Origin of the sequence: Lentisphaera profundi (assembly GCF_028728065.1) — a bacterium.
Classification (GTDB): Bacteria; Verrucomicrobiota; Lentisphaeria; order Lentisphaerales; family Lentisphaeraceae; genus Lentisphaera; species Lentisphaera profundi.
The window spans coordinates 1,651,816-1,668,097 of sequence record NZ_CP117812.1 but is presented as its reverse complement, the minus strand read 5'-3'; the positions used below and the strand labels follow the sequence as shown (position 1 = coordinate 1,668,097).

Annotated in this window: 10 protein-coding genes; 1 reads left to right on the top strand and 9 read right to left on the bottom strand. The window is 42.8% G+C overall.

Annotation, left to right across the window (positions count from 1 at the left end):
- Nucleotides 1-133 precede the first annotated feature (133 nt).
- The 9 genes from PQO03_RS17850 to PQO03_RS17810 all read right to left on the bottom strand — a co-directional run bounded on the left by PQO03_RS17850 (nucleotide 134) and on the right by PQO03_RS17810 (nucleotide 14,520).
- Nucleotides 134-1,186, bottom strand: a complete 1,053-nt coding sequence (locus PQO03_RS17850) for a LacI family DNA-binding transcriptional regulator (protein ID WP_274152239.1) — start codon at nucleotides 1,184-1,186, stop codon at nucleotides 134-136.
- Between the two features lie 276 nt (nucleotides 1,187-1,462).
- A complete protein-coding gene (locus PQO03_RS17845) occupies nucleotides 1,463-3,145 on the bottom strand; it encodes a sulfatase-like hydrolase/transferase (RefSeq protein WP_274152237.1) in 1,683 nt (560 codons plus the stop codon).
- 17 nt (nucleotides 3,146-3,162) lie between these two features.
- Nucleotides 3,163-5,904: an alpha-L-rhamnosidase-related protein gene (locus tag PQO03_RS17840; RefSeq protein ID WP_274152235.1), complete on the bottom strand. Its 2,742-nt coding sequence runs from the start codon at nucleotides 5,902-5,904 to the stop codon at nucleotides 3,163-3,165.
- Between the two features lie 180 nt (nucleotides 5,905-6,084).
- On the bottom strand, nucleotides 6,085-6,843 hold the full coding sequence (locus PQO03_RS17835; protein WP_274152233.1) for a hypothetical protein: 759 nt from the start codon (nucleotides 6,841-6,843) through the stop codon (nucleotides 6,085-6,087).
- Nucleotides 6,844-7,171: 328 nt separating this feature from the next.
- Complete coding sequence (locus tag PQO03_RS17830; protein WP_274152232.1) at nucleotides 7,172-8,644, bottom strand: sulfatase family protein; 1,473 nt, start codon at nucleotides 8,642-8,644, stop codon at nucleotides 7,172-7,174.
- Nucleotides 8,637-10,004, bottom strand: a complete 1,368-nt coding sequence (locus PQO03_RS17825) for an MFS transporter (protein ID WP_274152231.1) — start codon at nucleotides 10,002-10,004, stop codon at nucleotides 8,637-8,639. The genes PQO03_RS17830 and PQO03_RS17825 overlap by 8 nt, the downstream gene beginning before the upstream one ends.
- Nucleotides 9,997-11,214: a cellulase family glycosylhydrolase gene (locus PQO03_RS17820; protein WP_274152229.1), complete on the bottom strand. Its 1,218-nt coding sequence runs from the start codon at nucleotides 11,212-11,214 to the stop codon at nucleotides 9,997-9,999. The genes PQO03_RS17825 and PQO03_RS17820 overlap by 8 nt, the downstream gene beginning before the upstream one ends.
- Before the next feature lie 16 nt (nucleotides 11,215-11,230).
- Nucleotides 11,231-11,968, bottom strand: coding sequence for a type II secretion system protein (locus tag PQO03_RS17815; protein WP_274152227.1), 738 nt, complete (start codon nucleotides 11,966-11,968; stop codon nucleotides 11,231-11,233).
- Between the two features lie 11 nt (nucleotides 11,969-11,979).
- Entirely contained in the window at nucleotides 11,980-14,520 is a 2,541-nt protein-coding gene (locus PQO03_RS17810; RefSeq protein WP_274152226.1) for a glycoside hydrolase family 2 protein, read from the bottom strand.
- 240 nt (nucleotides 14,521-14,760) lie between these two features.
- Between PQO03_RS17810 and PQO03_RS17805 the strand changes: the two genes are divergently transcribed.
- Nucleotides 14,761-15,939, top strand: coding sequence for an AGE family epimerase/isomerase (locus PQO03_RS17805; protein WP_274152225.1), 1,179 nt, complete (start codon nucleotides 14,761-14,763; stop codon nucleotides 15,937-15,939).
- Nucleotides 15,940-16,282 lie beyond the last annotated feature (343 nt).

Below are 16,282 nucleotides of genomic sequence, written 5' to 3'. Positions count from 1 at the left end.
GTCTACGAGAGGGAGCCTGTTCCCCTCGAACTTTGCCTGCGAGAAATTGCCATTTCTCGACCAGTCAATAATGAGCTTCACTGACCCAAGACTTTTAGGCTGTCTTAACTAAGTAATCGAGTGAAATTATACTTTAGTCTGTAGGGCACTTAGTAGTACTTTTTCTGAGGATGAGGCTGCTTTCCATCCACATCTCATAGGGGACATTTTCTGGCGCTGATCCATCAATCATTTGATGAACCCATTTAGCGGCGGCAAATCCTAAATTTCTGTTGGCAAAATTTATACAGGTGAGAGGTGGACTTAAGTAGGGTGCGCCAGGTGAGTCATCACAAGAAATGATGGAACATTGCTCAGGAATTTGGATTTTATTTTGATTCAAGGCTCGCATCGCACCCATGGCGACAGGGATACTACTACTGATCGCAGCTGTAAAATGTTGTTTATCCTGTAGTAGGCTATGGATTCCTGTAAAACCAAATTCGTAGCCATCTTTGATGGCCGCGGGGTCAGGATTTTCAAAAATGATACTCGGGTCTAAAGCGATGCCCGCATCCTTAAGGGCATTTTTATAGCCCATAAAGCGCTGGTCACCAATTTCTTTGTCCACCAACTCATTGAGATAAGCGATCTTGCTATGGCCCAAATCGATGAGGTGCTTAGTTGCTTCATAGAGTGGTTTAGTACCATCTAAACGGATCACGGGGTGCTCTAGTGTGCCCGCATGACTTTGAAGTGAGCAAAAGGGTATGTTGTTATCAATTAGGTGCTTAACATATTCACTATCTTGACCACAGTTGATTAAGAGAATTCCATTGACTCGTCGACGAGAGAGTAGCTTGAGTAGATTGACATCATTTAGAAAGTCGGTGCTTTGCACAAATATGGAAGTTTCCATATTATTCTGACTAGTGTAATCCCACATTCCCTCAAGCACGCTATTAATGTAAGGCGAAAAAATGGTAGGGGACTTTTCTGGGAGTTCAATAATGGCACAGAGATTGAGGTAGTTACTCTGTAAAACTTGGGGTTTAAAACCATATTCTTCGGCTTTAGCGATGATTTTATTCTTTGTTTTTAGCGCTATATCATCAGCATTATTCAAGGCTTTGGATACCGTGGCAGGTGAAACCCCCAGCTCCTTCGCAAGTGAGTAAACCGAAATTGATAGTTTTTTTCTAGCCATAATAAATCACTTTTAAGTCTTGGTTGATAGTAATGGTAATCTAGTTTCTTAATAATAAATAGAAAGCTTTATCCTTACAGATGGTTTTTCAATAAGTAACTTTCTTTACGACTCATCAGCTGACGGCGCTATTTGTTTTAGGTGCTGCTCATAGGAAAGAGATTTGTTTCCCCTCGAGCCCCCGACAAGTACCTTCTCGAGGCCGGTAATAAATTGACCTGAAGGTGAGTTGGTGCTTGCCGCCGCGCTTAGTACATTCGATGATTAAGCCTTATGTTACTTACTAAAATTGGGACGTGTTTTGAGTAATTCACCATAGTCGAGTATACCGTTATCTTGTTGCCATTGTGCACAGACTTTGCGAAGTTGATCGACGATTTCGGGCTGCTTATTAGCTAGATTAATTCGTTCGGCTGGGTCTTCTTGCAAGTCGTAGAGCTCATAAGAAATGCCTGGTTTTTTATTGGTTAGGACATACCAACCCGGCTCAATGAGTAGCTTCCAGCGTCCTTTGAAGATGACGGATTGTTGGCCCTTGTCATTGGCGAAAAGATACTCTGGCGGGGACATGGTTTTTCCTTCTAGGATAGGCAGGATACTACGACCGTCTAAAGGTGAAGTAGCTACACCACGAAATTCCTTGGGATAAGTGGCTCCAGCGATATCGAGGAAAGTAGGAAGTAGGTCACCCACCCAGCCGGTGCTCTCAGTGATTGAACCTTTTTTTATTACTTTTGGCCATTGCGCGATACAATGAGTCTTAGTTCCGCCCTCATACAAGAGTGCTTTGCAACCGAAATAGGGTGTATTCATTAACTGACCTAGATGAGAAGCCGCACCATTATCAGAAAAATAAAGAATCAGGGTATTATCAAAAGCCCCGGTCTTCTTTAGGCTAGCAATGATTTTACCGACATTCTGGTCAATTTTCTCAATCATCGCAGCATGGATGGCCGCCCGTAAGTGATACTTCTCAGGTGCTTTTCTACATGCAGAAAAGTGCTTGCGATACTTGTTATTAGAGTCCCAAAGGCCTTGCTTAGCTAGGCCTTTAACTCGATCTATCTCAACTTTCGCCAAGTCGTCATAACGTGAGAGGTATTTATCTACCAATTCTTGAGGGGCTTGGATTGGCAAGTGAGGAGCGCGGTAGGCCATGTACATAAAAAAGGGCTTGGATTTGTCTTCAAGCGCTTCTTCGATCATTTCAATGGCACGATCCGTCATGCCGTCCGTGGCATAGAAGGCCTTAGATGTTTTGCCGTGATTAGCCGTGTAGGGATAACGCTGCTCATCATCGTAGTAACAGTGCATCTTGTAAGTTTGCTCATATTTGAGCTTAGTGTGCTGATTGCCTTCAAGGTATTCGTGCTTGTCCTCGGGAGTCATGAAAAGGTGAGTTTCTCCTTCGATGAGACCAAAGAATTTATCGAAGCCACGCTGCGCGGGTAGGGCATTGAAGTCAGCTTCAATCTCTTCTTCGGTGAGTTCCCATCCTGGGTGAGTCTGCTTCCACCAAGCTTGACTTCCTGGGTTTAATTTTAGCAGGCTGCCACCAAGGTGCCATTTACCTGTCATCATCGTGGTGTAACCGGATTGCTTCATGAGTTCGGCAATCGTCGGCAAGGTATAGGGCATGCGAGCTCTGTAGCTGGGTTGTTTCATCTCACGATTCCATCCACCCAGAGTACCGGCCGCAAAGCCAGCATGGGCCGAATCACGACCAGTCATGAGCGATGCGCGAGTTGGACTGCAACGGCCGTTGTTATAGAAGTTTTTAAAACGTAGGCCATTGGAAGCCATTTTATCTAAGTTTGGTGTGTCAATTTCGCCACCATAACAGCCTAGATCAGTATATCCGGAATCATCTGACATTATGATAATGATATTCGGTTTACTTGCGCTATATACAGTGGAATTAAGGAGTAAAGCTGCCAGAAGCCAAGTGAGTTTTTTCATGATAGTTGCCTTATTTGTTAATTAGAATTAAATATATTAAATGATACATCAAGTCCTTTTAGACTTTCATTGCTTTGAAAAGTGATATCAAATTTATCTGGCGATTCAACTTCAATAATTAAGTCGACTCCCTTGCGCTTCCAGTGAACCTTTAGATCACCTTGGGGGGTTGCGGTTGCACCACTTGCATGAGTTAGACCACAGAGACGCGGACTAATTTCAAAAGCCGTTCCGCCTGGCGCTATTTGTATTAGACCCAATACAATTCGGTTGAGGAAGTAAACCGGGCTCGATGCCCAGGCGTGGCAGTGACTGCGGGTGGGGAATCCGCGGGTATCGAAATCGCTTCCGGCAAACATTTCCCAAACTGTGCTAGAACCCGCATCAATCATGGGCTGAAACTTTGTTCTAATAGAATCAATTAAAACTTGCTGTTCTCCAGCTTGCTCGAGGGCTTCGTACATGAATTGCATCGCAAAAGGTGAGCCGATTCCGGTCATCTCTGCGGGCGCATGTAAGAGATTATTGACCGCCTTATCCCAGATATCGGTACTTGCAATACCGCACATAATGGATAACATGGAAGTATGTTGACAGGTTTTCTCACTTGCCAGTCCAGTACTATCTAGTAGTGCGTCAGGGTAGCTATTTTTGGACTCATTCCAGAATGAGTTAATTACCTTGGTGAGTTCAATTCGCCGCGCGGAATATTGACTTTTGGCCTCGTGCTCATTGAGGACTTCAGCACAGTTCTCGGCGGCTTTTAAGGCCGCTACAAGCATCATGCTATTGTGCAGTACGGTTTCGTTATCGTGATCGATAGGAGCCCATTCCAATAAATTCCAAAAGGGTCCACTAAATAAGCCGTGAATATCTTTGTGTTGTTCTGCACCCGCAAGGTTCAGCTTAACTGCAGGCCAGAGTTTCTCAAGTAGCGCTTTGTCACCGCTATAGAAGTAGTGCTCCCAAACATGCATGCCCCACAGAAAGCTCCAAGCCGGTAGGAGACAGTCCCATGAAGAAGGTACTTGGCAACCCACCATGGGGAATTGCTGCAGAGACTGAGCCCCAAGTTCCAAAGAACGTGCGGATACATCGTAGTTACCATAAGCGCTAAAGGCATAGAGCGCCTCATTGCGAGCATCGCCAATCCAGAGGGTTTGTTCATAAAGAGGGCAATCGGTGAAGGTATCTTCCATACATAGCTGCAGAGTACGTTCAGACATTTTCCATATTTTATCTAGGGCAGGATCACTTGATTTAAAGTCTTGAACTGACTCGACTGGAGCCGTGGATTCAATGATCTTTAGCGAGTGAATGACCAGCTCTGTAGTTTGATTTCGCAGCGTCATAAAGAGGTATTGACCAGCACGACGCTTGAGTGAGCGAAAGTTATTGATGCCTTTCTTGGTAATATAACGCATACCATTTCGATTGAAGGGCAGGGTGTGTTGAATAATTCCTTCGGGTGTTCTGTATTCCACCGCATTTAGATCAATGATAAGACCTGCTTCAGCTTCAATTGAAAATTCAAAATAGCCACAAGTTTGCTCACCAAAATCATAACAGAGCTCAATGGTGCCATCTTTTGAAGGGGTGATTATCTTCTTGTTAAGCTTAGGATCGAGCTTTGAGATTTCTTCGCGGTGGAAGAATTCTGCCGCCGCATCTGGCATGAATATTTGCTCTGTAGGGAGCTTAAGCTTCTTAGATAATGGCGGAAAAGCTTGTTCTGCCTTGGACCAAAGTTGAGCAAAATCATTAATGAATTTTTGCCATCCTTGCTCCATTTCTTTGGCGGCTTTATTTTCAAATGAGAACCAACGGCGGTCATTATCGCAGAAGAGAAATTTTTCAGCTACGGCGAGATGCCATTCATCCCATGATGAATCGGTCATTTCGAGCCAAGGGAATCCGATATCTTTATTATGACCATAAAAGCTATTACAGAAGAATATTAGCGTGTGTGGGCCAGCGTCAAGTGAGATGCTGGCGCTATCAACAAGCTTGCCATCAATGGCGATTTTCCACTCATCGGAATCAAAGTTGAATTCTTGCTTAGTGCGTACCTTCAATACCGCGCCAAGTAAAACTGGGCGGCTGGTATAAAAATTGGCTTCAATTAATTCACCGTGGGCAATTTGTGTAATGGGAACACAGTAGCGAGCAGGGCTTTTTTTCACAATCACAGGATTAGCTATCTCTTGTGGAACGCGCTCAACTTTTGTCATTAGACCCGTCTTACGCTCAGTCAGCTTGACTTGTCGCTCCAGCTCTACCGCAGCATGCCAATCAAAATGACTATCCAAGCGGGCATCGTAGGCCTCCACCGCCTCCATCTGAATAGAGATTTTCGGAGTCCATTGCTGCCAAGCTTTTGCGGGACTCGCCAGCCAAGTTGAGTCTGTAGCAATAATAGAATTATCACAGTGTATTTCTGCTCTGAGGCCCGCTTGCTGGGGTATTTGATGAAAAGTGCCAATGCCAAAGTAACGGACAATAACTTCAATAGTATTAGGCCCTTTTTGAAGTAGTGGAGCAATATCGTGAACATCATACTGCATTTCCTCAGGATAGGAACGCGCGGGACCATCGTGTACCCACTCGCCATTGATACTGACGCGGTACCAGCTATCTGCGGTGATGAGTAGCTGTGCCTCTGAGCAATCTGAAAGCTCAAATTCTTTTTTGAAGTGCACAGTTTGATTGTATTGGTGCACATCCTTGTGCGCACACCAGATCCATTTTGAATTTTCCATTTTACACCTTTGATTCATTTGAAGATAAAGGCATCATTGTCGCAAGTATGGCGATTGCGAATGATCTATAGAGTGCTTTCAATTTATGACTCCTGGATGATTGTAGTTAGAATGAACCCGCCTTGATTGCTATCAGAGGAAGAATGGCTTGATATATGATGGTTTTAGATTTACTGGTGTTTAAATACTTATTATTGTTGATGGTTTTAATGCAATGGAAGTAGAGTGTTTGTCTTTTGTGATTATGAAAGAATTTAGGTCAGTTTTTTCAACTTTATTTGATAAAAACCTTCCTTGTTCTATCATCCATTTAATCAGATCGTAAGTGGACCGGTCTTTGCTGCCAATCGTAAAAGAACCTTGGTTTCCGGGCTCAAATTCTATGTAGAGTTGGTTGAGTTGCTTATCACCAATATCTGCTATGATAATTTTGCCTTTTCCCTTAGCGAGAAAAGTAATACTTGCCTTAGGTGATTGAGTCAGAAGTCCGGCTTTCAATAAACCGTTTTTGATAGATACTTCAGCACCGAGCAAGGATAATTCCCCCGCCTTTACACTACCTGAAATTATGTTTAATTCACAAAGGGTATTTGCTTTGTTTGACCATAGAGTGAGCTGTCCACTGATATCTAAATTCGTGTACTCGGAATAATTTTCTCGAGCATCCTCAATGGTGAAGCGGCTATGACTTCTTAAGTTCAGACCTTTATCCTCAAAGTCATGCAAGCGACCACCGTTTTGAATGAGAGCCATTTTTGCTATAAAGGTAGGCATGGTACTATCGCCCTTGTTGATAATCCCGGGATTTTCTAGCGTCGGGAGTTTATTCATCGACCACTGATCAGGCGAGAGGAAACTACCTATACCTTTAAATTGATTATCTTGCGCGAGCAGGCTCGTTACTGTTAGGCAAAAGAGAAGGAGTCCTAATTTTTTCATTTTATAAATCCCGTTTAGTTTATTATTTTTAAAGGTCGAGCTCTTGGATACTTATCTTCGAGCTATGTGTGTTCCGTACGACAAGGTGATGGACTGCTGCAGTTTTGAGGCTGCGTAGGTATCAAGAAGGGCGAAAAATAAAATCGTCGTAATTAGCGCAAATTGTGTGTATACATTTTTCATTGTATTGCGATGTCCTTATTTTTATTTATCTTTTGCTAAAAAACGACCTATTAGGCCCAAGAGTCAATACACAAGCTTTAGCGAGTGCAGCTCGGCAATGATTAGGTCTATATCCATCATTACATTTACATGAGAGTCAAAATATTTATTTTCCGTCTAATTGAAGTTCCTGGATGGAAGCCGTTTCACCATCGCTTGTGGCAATGATAAGCATATCCATCACGTTCTTCGGTAGTCTGACCGAGCCGAATATAATCTTCTTGCTGGTTATTTTTTTAGGCCTAAAGCTTGTACCTGCTACTTGAATAGAGAGTGCGCCGCATTTGTCGAGCTTATCTCCTTTCATTGACACTTCGTATATACCCGCTGTGCGCACGTCAATTGAGTAGCTTGCTGAATCACCTTTTTTCGAGAAGCCTTTCAATCCGGAGAACGGACAGGTAACAGTACCGGAAACACTTTGGGCCGCATTGCAGGGGACCACTTCTGGAGGCAGGTGAGCCCAGCAGCGTGTCATTCCGGCATAACGTAGGTCGCCAATCAGGAATGAAGGCATTTTGAAGCAGCGTTTGCTTGCGATTAAAGCATCCCATTCTTTACGACATTGTTTTGCAAGCATATTTGTCAATTCTGGATACTGCGTAGAAACATCATTTTTTTCTTCGGCATCATTTGTGATGTCGTAAAGAGCCTGCTTGCCTCCAGGTAAACTATGAAAGACAAAACGTGGACCACGCATAGAGTTGTGAACTCGCTCGTAACGCAGCGCCCCGGGGTCATCAAGGAGTAGGGTGGGCCAAGTGTTGGGCGATCCTTTATCGGCAACGGGTGTACGCAACAGATAGCGTTCGGGAAGTTTAGTTTGTACATTCAATAACACAGACTTTAAACTTATGCCATGGAGTGGTAAATGATTTGGGACAATCGAGTCATCGATACCCGCGAGGTCGAGAATTGTCGGTAATATGTCTTCGTAACAACCGAACTGTTGGCGTTCACCTGCGGGTATATTTTTCGGCCAATGAATAAAAAATGGGACGCGAAGGGCATTTTGCCAAACCATTGATTTTTCACCTCGTAGTCCGAGTGGATTGCGCTTCTTCCAGTCATCCGAGCCCATGGGTGTGCCGCCTGTGAGAGGACAGCTAGGCGTGGCGCCATTATCGCTGGAAAAAATGATGACTGTATTGTTAATCTCGCCTGAATCTTCTAGTTCTTTAATAATTCGCCCGGTGGCTTCATCCATCTGCTCGATCATACCGTAGAGGGCAGCTAAAGCTTTGGAGTAGCCCTTTTGTTCAAGTGGCTCGGAATACTTGGGATCACATTCCCAAGGTGAGTGAGGTGAGATATAGGCTGTGATGGCATACCACGGACTTGTTTCTTTTTGCTGACGACGAATAAAATCTATGTTCATATCGGCAATAACATCGACGGTCCAACCCTGTTGAGCCAGTTTATCAATATTGGGTGTTTTAATCATTGTCGAACCATAGGCTCCGAGATCACCGAGGCCAAGATCATCGGCAATAATTAAAATGATATTGGGTTTTGATTCTGCTTGCAAGTGAAGGTTAGCCATAAGTAGTATGGAGGCAATAAGGAGTTTATTAATCATGACTTTGGTCATTCAACTGTTTTTGGATTTCGTTGATTTTATCTTCTGAAAGGGGGTAAAACATGAGGAGGAAAGCTGCGAGGCCGACAAAAAACATAGGTACGACCATATAAAGAATACGCATATTAGTGATCACTGATTCGGGTTGGCTTTCTACCGCGGCATCGAAGCCTGACCATTGCAGCATGTAGCCACTGAGAATCATGGTTAGGGAAATGCCCGCTTTGCAGGCCCAGCTATAAGAGGCACCAAACATACCTTCGCGACGGCGACCCGTCTTGAGTTCATCCAAATCACAGATATCAGCCAGCATCGAGGACGCGAGAGTCCACATGCATGATAAGCCGGGAGCGGCTAAAGCTAAAGAGATGATTTGTAGCCATGGATTCTTTGGAGTGTACAAAAACCAACTACTGCCATAAGCGACCACCACCATCAGTAGTCCACCAATCAAAGTTGTTTTTTTACCAATCTTTTTTGAGAGATAAGTGATGAGTGGAACTAAGGCAATACCCGCACCTTGGAAGGCGAAGTTGGCGTACATGTTGAGTTTGGCCACACCTTCTTTGTCACCTCCAAAGACGTAGTAAGTATTGATGTAAATAGCAAAGCTATTGACCATGAAGATACCTAACATGACACAAATAGTAATACTGATGAGGAGAAGGAATATTTTATTACTAAAAGTAGCTTTGATGGCGGGCCAGAATTTGATTTTCTCTTGTTCTTCAATAGCGAGATCTTCCCGACAGAAAAAAGCGGGAATAATACCACAAACTAAAATTAAGGCACCGAAAGCCAGGCCCACATAACGTACACCCTCGATATCATTACCATTGCCCCATCGCTGAGATAACCACCACATGGCGCCTAGCCCTAATCCGCCCAATGCCTGAAAGACTGTTCGATAGGCCTGGACGTTGGTACGTTCGTTATAATTTTTGGTTAATTCTAGTCCAAGAGCCCCCCAGGGAACCATAAATACTGTATAGGCAGTGTAGTACAAAAAAGCCATTCCTATGAAGTAGTAACCGATATGGGTGGGACTCCATCCCGTTGGTGGTGACCAAATGAGGGCGAAAATGATGGAGCACAGTATAGCTCCCACAAAAATGTAGGGACGTCGTCTTCCCCAGCGGCTTCTCGTGTTATCGGAGATATTACCCATAAGGGGATCGGAAATCGCATCCCATATACGAGGTAATCCCAGTGCCCAGCCTAGTAGTCGCGGATCAACTCCTAAGCCCATATTATAGATAGGGAAGGCCAGGTAATTGAGTGCATTTGACATGTAGACGTCGGCTATGGAACCTAGTGCCCAAGTTGACTTGGTTTTTACTGGTAATTTTTCATCACTCATGATTCAGTCTTTTATTTGCTTGTTGAATAGCTTTGAGCATATAAGCACGATGGTTTTGCTCGCTGATGTTCCAGGCAGTTTGATCTTCGTGCTTGTAATCAAAATTCCATAGAGCAGAGAGGGGTACATCTTCTTTGATAATAAGATTTAATAAGTAATCAAATTGGCGCTTTTCTTCCTGCAGACTTTTTGGCGTTCCGTTTTGGCCAAATTCACCTATCCAAAGAGGTTTACCTACTTTTCTAGAAATATCCATCATCAAAGCTAGCTGTTCAGCGGGATCGTATTTGATGTAGCCCACATCACGTTCTACTTCGTTAACATCATAGTAATAAAGATGAGCCGATAAGGCGGACATTTTTGAATTGTCCAGGGTGAAGATTTTGCTCCATTCTTCAATGGAATCTATTTTCCAACTCGCTTCACTGCGATTGTGGTAAGCCGCAGGGCGGGGGATGCTATCACCGCTGAAGACCGGACGAGTGGGATCGATTTTTTTGGCAATTTCCGCAAAGGTCTCATAGGCTACATAAATATTCTTACGATACATTTTATCTTTCATCGTCCTCGTTTTTGCTGTCCCCAAGTGTGGCACTATCCAGCCGCGGCCTAAATCGGCTTGTGGTAAGTCGGCTTCGTGAATCCATTCGTTGCCAAATTCCCATGCTAGGATTGCCGGTGAATCTTTATAGCGACTAATGAGCTCTTGTGTGTACTGCTTCATGAAAGCGATTGTTTTACTATCTGGATTACCCCATTGGTTAATGGGTTCTTTGACAATATCGGGTACCGTGGGGAAATGCCAAAAAAGGGTTGGAATCAGGCCTATGTTGTGTTCTTCAGCATCTTTGATAAACTGATCAAAAGCTTTGAAATAGGCAGTTTTGTTGTTGATGTATGAATCCCACTCATTGGGAAAAAATCCTCCGGCACAAAACCTTATAAAGGGGATCTTATATTTATTAAGTGTTTTAAAGCCTTCCACATAGGAATAATCTTTTAGCTTGACCTTTTTTCCCTCTCCGCCCAGCTTCCTTTGAAATGCATCGAAATAATTGATGCCCATTGCTTTAAAAGGAATTCCATCTTTGTAGAAGCTAGTTAGCTTGGTGTTACTCTTTTGAGGTAGATAAAGCCCTAGGTTTTGATTAGCTAATAAGCTTATGTTCAAAAGCGCTGTACTAATAAATAAATAAGTAAATAACTTCACTGTTTTTCTTCCTCGCTTATTTATTGAATGCCCAGATGCCATTGATACCCGACTGAGCTGTTACAACTCCAGAAGTCCAACTTACATGACCATCCATGTAATTGACGTTTCCACTGCCCTTGTGAACACCTGATCCTATGGTGTTGGATCCTTTAGTCCCAGGCAGTTTCCAGTTAACTGTATACGCGAGGACACTGGTATCATTAATATTGCCATCTGTGCTTAAAGCTGTGAACTCGGGTATGTTTACTTCATTTATGTTTCGGTGAAACATCCTATTGTTAACAAAAGCACCAGCAGCGGTGTCCCTGCTTAAATAATAATTTGCAGAGTACGTTCTAGTTCCGCTGTTGCCCAAGTCTAAGTCCCCATACTCTGAATACATTAGATCACACTTGTAAATTTCGCTGGTGGTCTTAAGGCCAACTAGGGGGCTGCTGTGTTTGCCCACATACTGATCTATTCCACCAGGCATACCTTGGCTGCCACTGGTACCCCACCATGTGTGCCAGTTATCGGAGCCTCCTAGATTGCTGCTTAGGTTAGGTAAATACTGCTTGTTATCATCCATGTATAAAGCGAAACCCAAATTAATTTGTTTGAGGTTATTGATGCAAATAGACGACTTGGCTTGTTTTCTGGCTTTGCCTAAAGCGGGTAGAACCATGGATGCCAAAATGCCGATAATCGCGATTACGACAAGAAGTTCTATGAGAGTGAACTGGCGTGATGATTTTCTGGGTAAGTGATTCATGATATGTATCCTTATTTAAGTACTAAACGTTCTGAGTTAGATTTTTGTAAGTTAATTTGAGCTGAAACGGTATTATTATGTGCAATAATTTCCTTTAGATTCCAGCAGTGAATTGTCATGGGGTCATTGTAGAGTTCTTGAGGCGATGACCAGTGAATTGTTTTTGATTCACCGGGAAGCAGTTCAAAATAGTTATCGCTGAAATCTAGATCACCCTGAAGACTGACCACATGGGCCCAATTGTCTGTTGAGATTGTTATAGAGCCGGTATTTCTGTTTCGGCTTTCTGAAATACTTAAATTACAGGCAGCGTATTGAACTTCTTGGGGTAGACCAGCAGTCCAATAGCTGCGATCACTGCTTTCGTCATAAAAGAGTTCCGCTACAAAGACCGCGTCATCTGCGAGTAAAGGTTTAAGCTCCTCTAGTTCGATTTGAAAGATTTGCTGACTGATATTTGCATTAGCGAGACAATACAATTCTTTTGACCAGCGAAGCTCACCTTGAGTCGAAATGATTTTAAAGAGGCAGCTAACATTTTTTTCTTGCATTAAGTCACTGCAGAGATGCCATTTTAAATATTGATCATCTGCTTCAGAAGCTAGGATGATGGCTGCGCTACCTTTTTGAGCTGCATACCAAGCCGCTTTTCTGTTGCCCCAGTAATCAACGAGACTCCAACCGCTAGCGGGCCAACAATCATTAAACATCCAAAATAAGATTCCGCTTGAGTAGAACTTCCTGCGACGCACGCTTTCCATGGCTAGGCGGATATCCTCGTATTGGAAGTATTCCATTTTTTTGAGTTTAATATCTGGACATGAATCTGATCCGTAGAGTGTTTCAGCATGGTGTTCTACGCGGCGATAAAGCGTAAGTCCAGATTCGATGTAGGGATTATCTTTGGTGTGGTACTCGAGTATTTCTCCTGTCCTAAAATCATCTTCATTCATGAACTTGAGGATGCTGTTTTTTGGTGGTAAACCAGCTACCGCATGTTCACTAACAAAACGTCCGCAATTATATGAATCCATAACTTTTCTATAATCGCTAGTAAAGCTTTCTTCGAAAGAGCTTTTGTGACAGTCACCTGAGATGAGTGAATTATTGCTCCGCGGATCTTTTCCGTGTGGCGAACTTATTCTGAAGGGACGTGAGGGGTCAAGTTTTTCTAGGAGAGCTTTCGTAAGAGTCTGATGAAGCTCTTTGCAGTTCCAGTTTTCTTGAGGTTGGCTACCCAGTCCCAGTTCATTATCTCCATACCAGAAAATTAAACTAGCATGATTTCTGATTCGAATAATATTTGCGGTGAATTCTCTTTTTAGAAGTGAGGTGAATTGGGGGTCGTTCTCTGGATAGGATTGGCAAGCAAGCATGAAATCTTGTAAAACCATAATACCCTTGCGGTTACAGAGTTTCCAAAAATCATCTGATTCATAAATGCCACCACCCCAAACTCTAAGGGTATTAAAATTGGCTGCCTCGGCTTGTTCAATTAGCCGAGTGTATTTCTCCTTAGAAATACGAGAAGGGAAGGGGTGTGCAGGGACCCAGTTAGCCCCCTTGGCAAAGATTCTTACATTATTGATTTTGATAGTAAATGAACTTCCAGGCCTTTGCGCATCGTCAATCTCTTCGATTTCAATAGTTCTTATACCGGTTTCAGTAATTTTTGTATCTAGAGACTTTCCATTGCTATCAAGTATTTGAAACTTGACGTCATAAAGTGAAGCCTTACCATAGCCTTTGGGCCACCACATTTCAGGTGCTTTAATTTCTACTTCATTGATGAGTTTATGACTTATTAGGGAATCACTTTTTTTATAAATCATGTCTTTATTTGGCGAGTAGATTTCCAGGCGGTAATAGAGTCCAGATAGATCTTTGCATTCTACATTATTCTCAATGTTTAAGACGGCTTTTTTATCATTCAATGAGCTTGTGAATACATAGCTATTTTCGATTCTCGCTTTGGGAAATGAGATGATACGACAAGGTTTCCAGATACCCGCGCCTATAAATCGATGAACCCAATCCCAGCCAAAAGTGCACTGCATACGACGAACGTATGGGCGTAAGGGATCGGCAAAAGCCCCCGGAAGAGGCTTGAGTTTATTAGCCAAAGAAACGGCATTGTGAATAGAGGTGAAATGAACTTCTAAAACATTGCCTTGGAGTTTGAGCCAGTGCTGACTAATGTCGAATTCACAGGGCAGAAACATATTCTCAGAGCTAAAATCGTCTGGCGTACCGAATTTTTTCCCATTGAGGTAGATATTCGCGAAGGTATCCAAGCCATCAAATTGTAGATACATGTTTTCTGCTTCATAATCTTGAGGTAAATCGAATGTTTTTTTGTAGCTCCACTCCCAGAATTCAGGCCACTGGCATTGGTCGGCATTTTTTTTCCAGAACATATCGGGGAGATGGCCATGAGTACTTAAATCTAAATGTACATGTCCCGGAACCTGAGCAGTTAAGTCAAGTTTTTTTGATTTGTCGGGACTGAAACCCTGTAGAATCCATTCGTTGTTTAAATCAAGTGTTTTCATAATTAACGTTTCGTTATGTTTCGTAATACATCTATCTTATATTGTATTTATGCCAATGTCAAGTATTTTTATAAAGTTTCGTTATGTTTAGTTGATGAGGATCAGCGATGGCTCATGCTACTAAGCTGATGGGCGTTAAATTCATTTTTTTTGACTAGGCATTAATTAACAGAAAGACCGGGTGTGATCCATTAAAGTGTTGGATCCGATTTAAAGAAAACCATAAGTAAGGAATAAAACATGAAGACTTTTATGAGTAAATCATTTATCGAAAAACACATTTCAGGAATCATCGACTTTTATGAGCAAAATGCCCTCGATCCTCAGGGCGGATTTTTTCAGACTTTAGCTTTAGATGGAAGCGTCAGTCAGGCGGAAGAGAAGCATTTAGTATCATCGGCTCGATTGAGTTTAGTCTTTGCCTTAAGTGGGGAATATTTTGATAAGCAAGAGCACCGTACTTTGGCGAAAGAGGGCATCGACTTTATAGAGCAGTATCACTGGGATACTAAGCGCCGTGGATATAACTGGACCCTCATCAATAATGAAGTCGGCGACGCTACTAATCATTGCTATGGTCTCGCTTTTATGCTACTGCTTTATTCCCAAGCCACACTTTCGGGGGTCGCTGATTATCAGCCAAAAATCAATGAAGTCTTTGAGCTCATGGAAGCGCAACTTTGGGAAGCTAATTTCGGCCTCTATGCTGATCAAGCTAGTGCGGATTGGAGTCAAATTGATTCCTACCGTGGACAAAACGCTAATATGCATGCCTGCGAAGCCATGATTTCTGCGTATGAAGCCACACAAGATGCGAAATTTCTTGATCGTGCCGTGCTCATTGCAGAAAATATATGCCTCCGTCAAACACGTGATACCAAGGGCTATATCTGGGAACATTATGATCAGAACTGGCAGATAGATTGGGACTATAATAAAGATGACCCTAAAAATCTCTACCGCCCATGGGGCTACCAACCAGGACACTTTATTGAGTGGAGTAAACTACTCTTGCTGATTAATAATCACCGCCCACAGGCTTGGTTGCTTACACAAGCGGAGTATCTCTACGAAGAAGCGATGCGTTTGTGCTGGGATACTGATTTTGGTGGATTGGTTTACGGCTTTGGCCCCGATGGCAAAATTTGTGATGATGAAAAATACTTTTGGGTTCAGGCGGAGACCCTAGCGGCTCAGGCCTTGCTGGCGGATCAGACTCAAAAAGAGATTTATTGGCAGGATTATGAAAAGTTATGGGCTTATTGTTGGGAGAAGTTTAGTGGTGAAAAACATCAGCCTTGGCAGCGTCTCTTAAACCGCCAAGGTAAAAGTATTGATCCCAATGTCGCTTCACCAGGAGCCAAGATCGATTATCACACCACTTGTGCCTGCTTTGAGATTTTAAAAATCATCAAGTAAAAGGTTTTAGAAAAAAGAGGGCACTCTCTCGTGCATTGTGTCCGCAGAGTATGGAAAGAATATAAAAGAGATAAAACTGGCCGTATTGCGAGTATTCGATTATAGGGTCGTCGCCGGGGGTAAGTTCCAAACTTTACTCCGATGAAATATCGTATCTGAGCTTAAGCTTTTTTGTTTTCTGCAATGACTACATTGAAAATCAATTGATTGCCACACTCAAAATGTGAATATGATTTCCCCTTATATTCATAATAACAAATCCTTTAGGATATTTGATTTCACGATTACCCATAAAGCGTCGGAAAAATTAGTCTCGCGCTCAGCATAAAAAACGTAGTGCCAA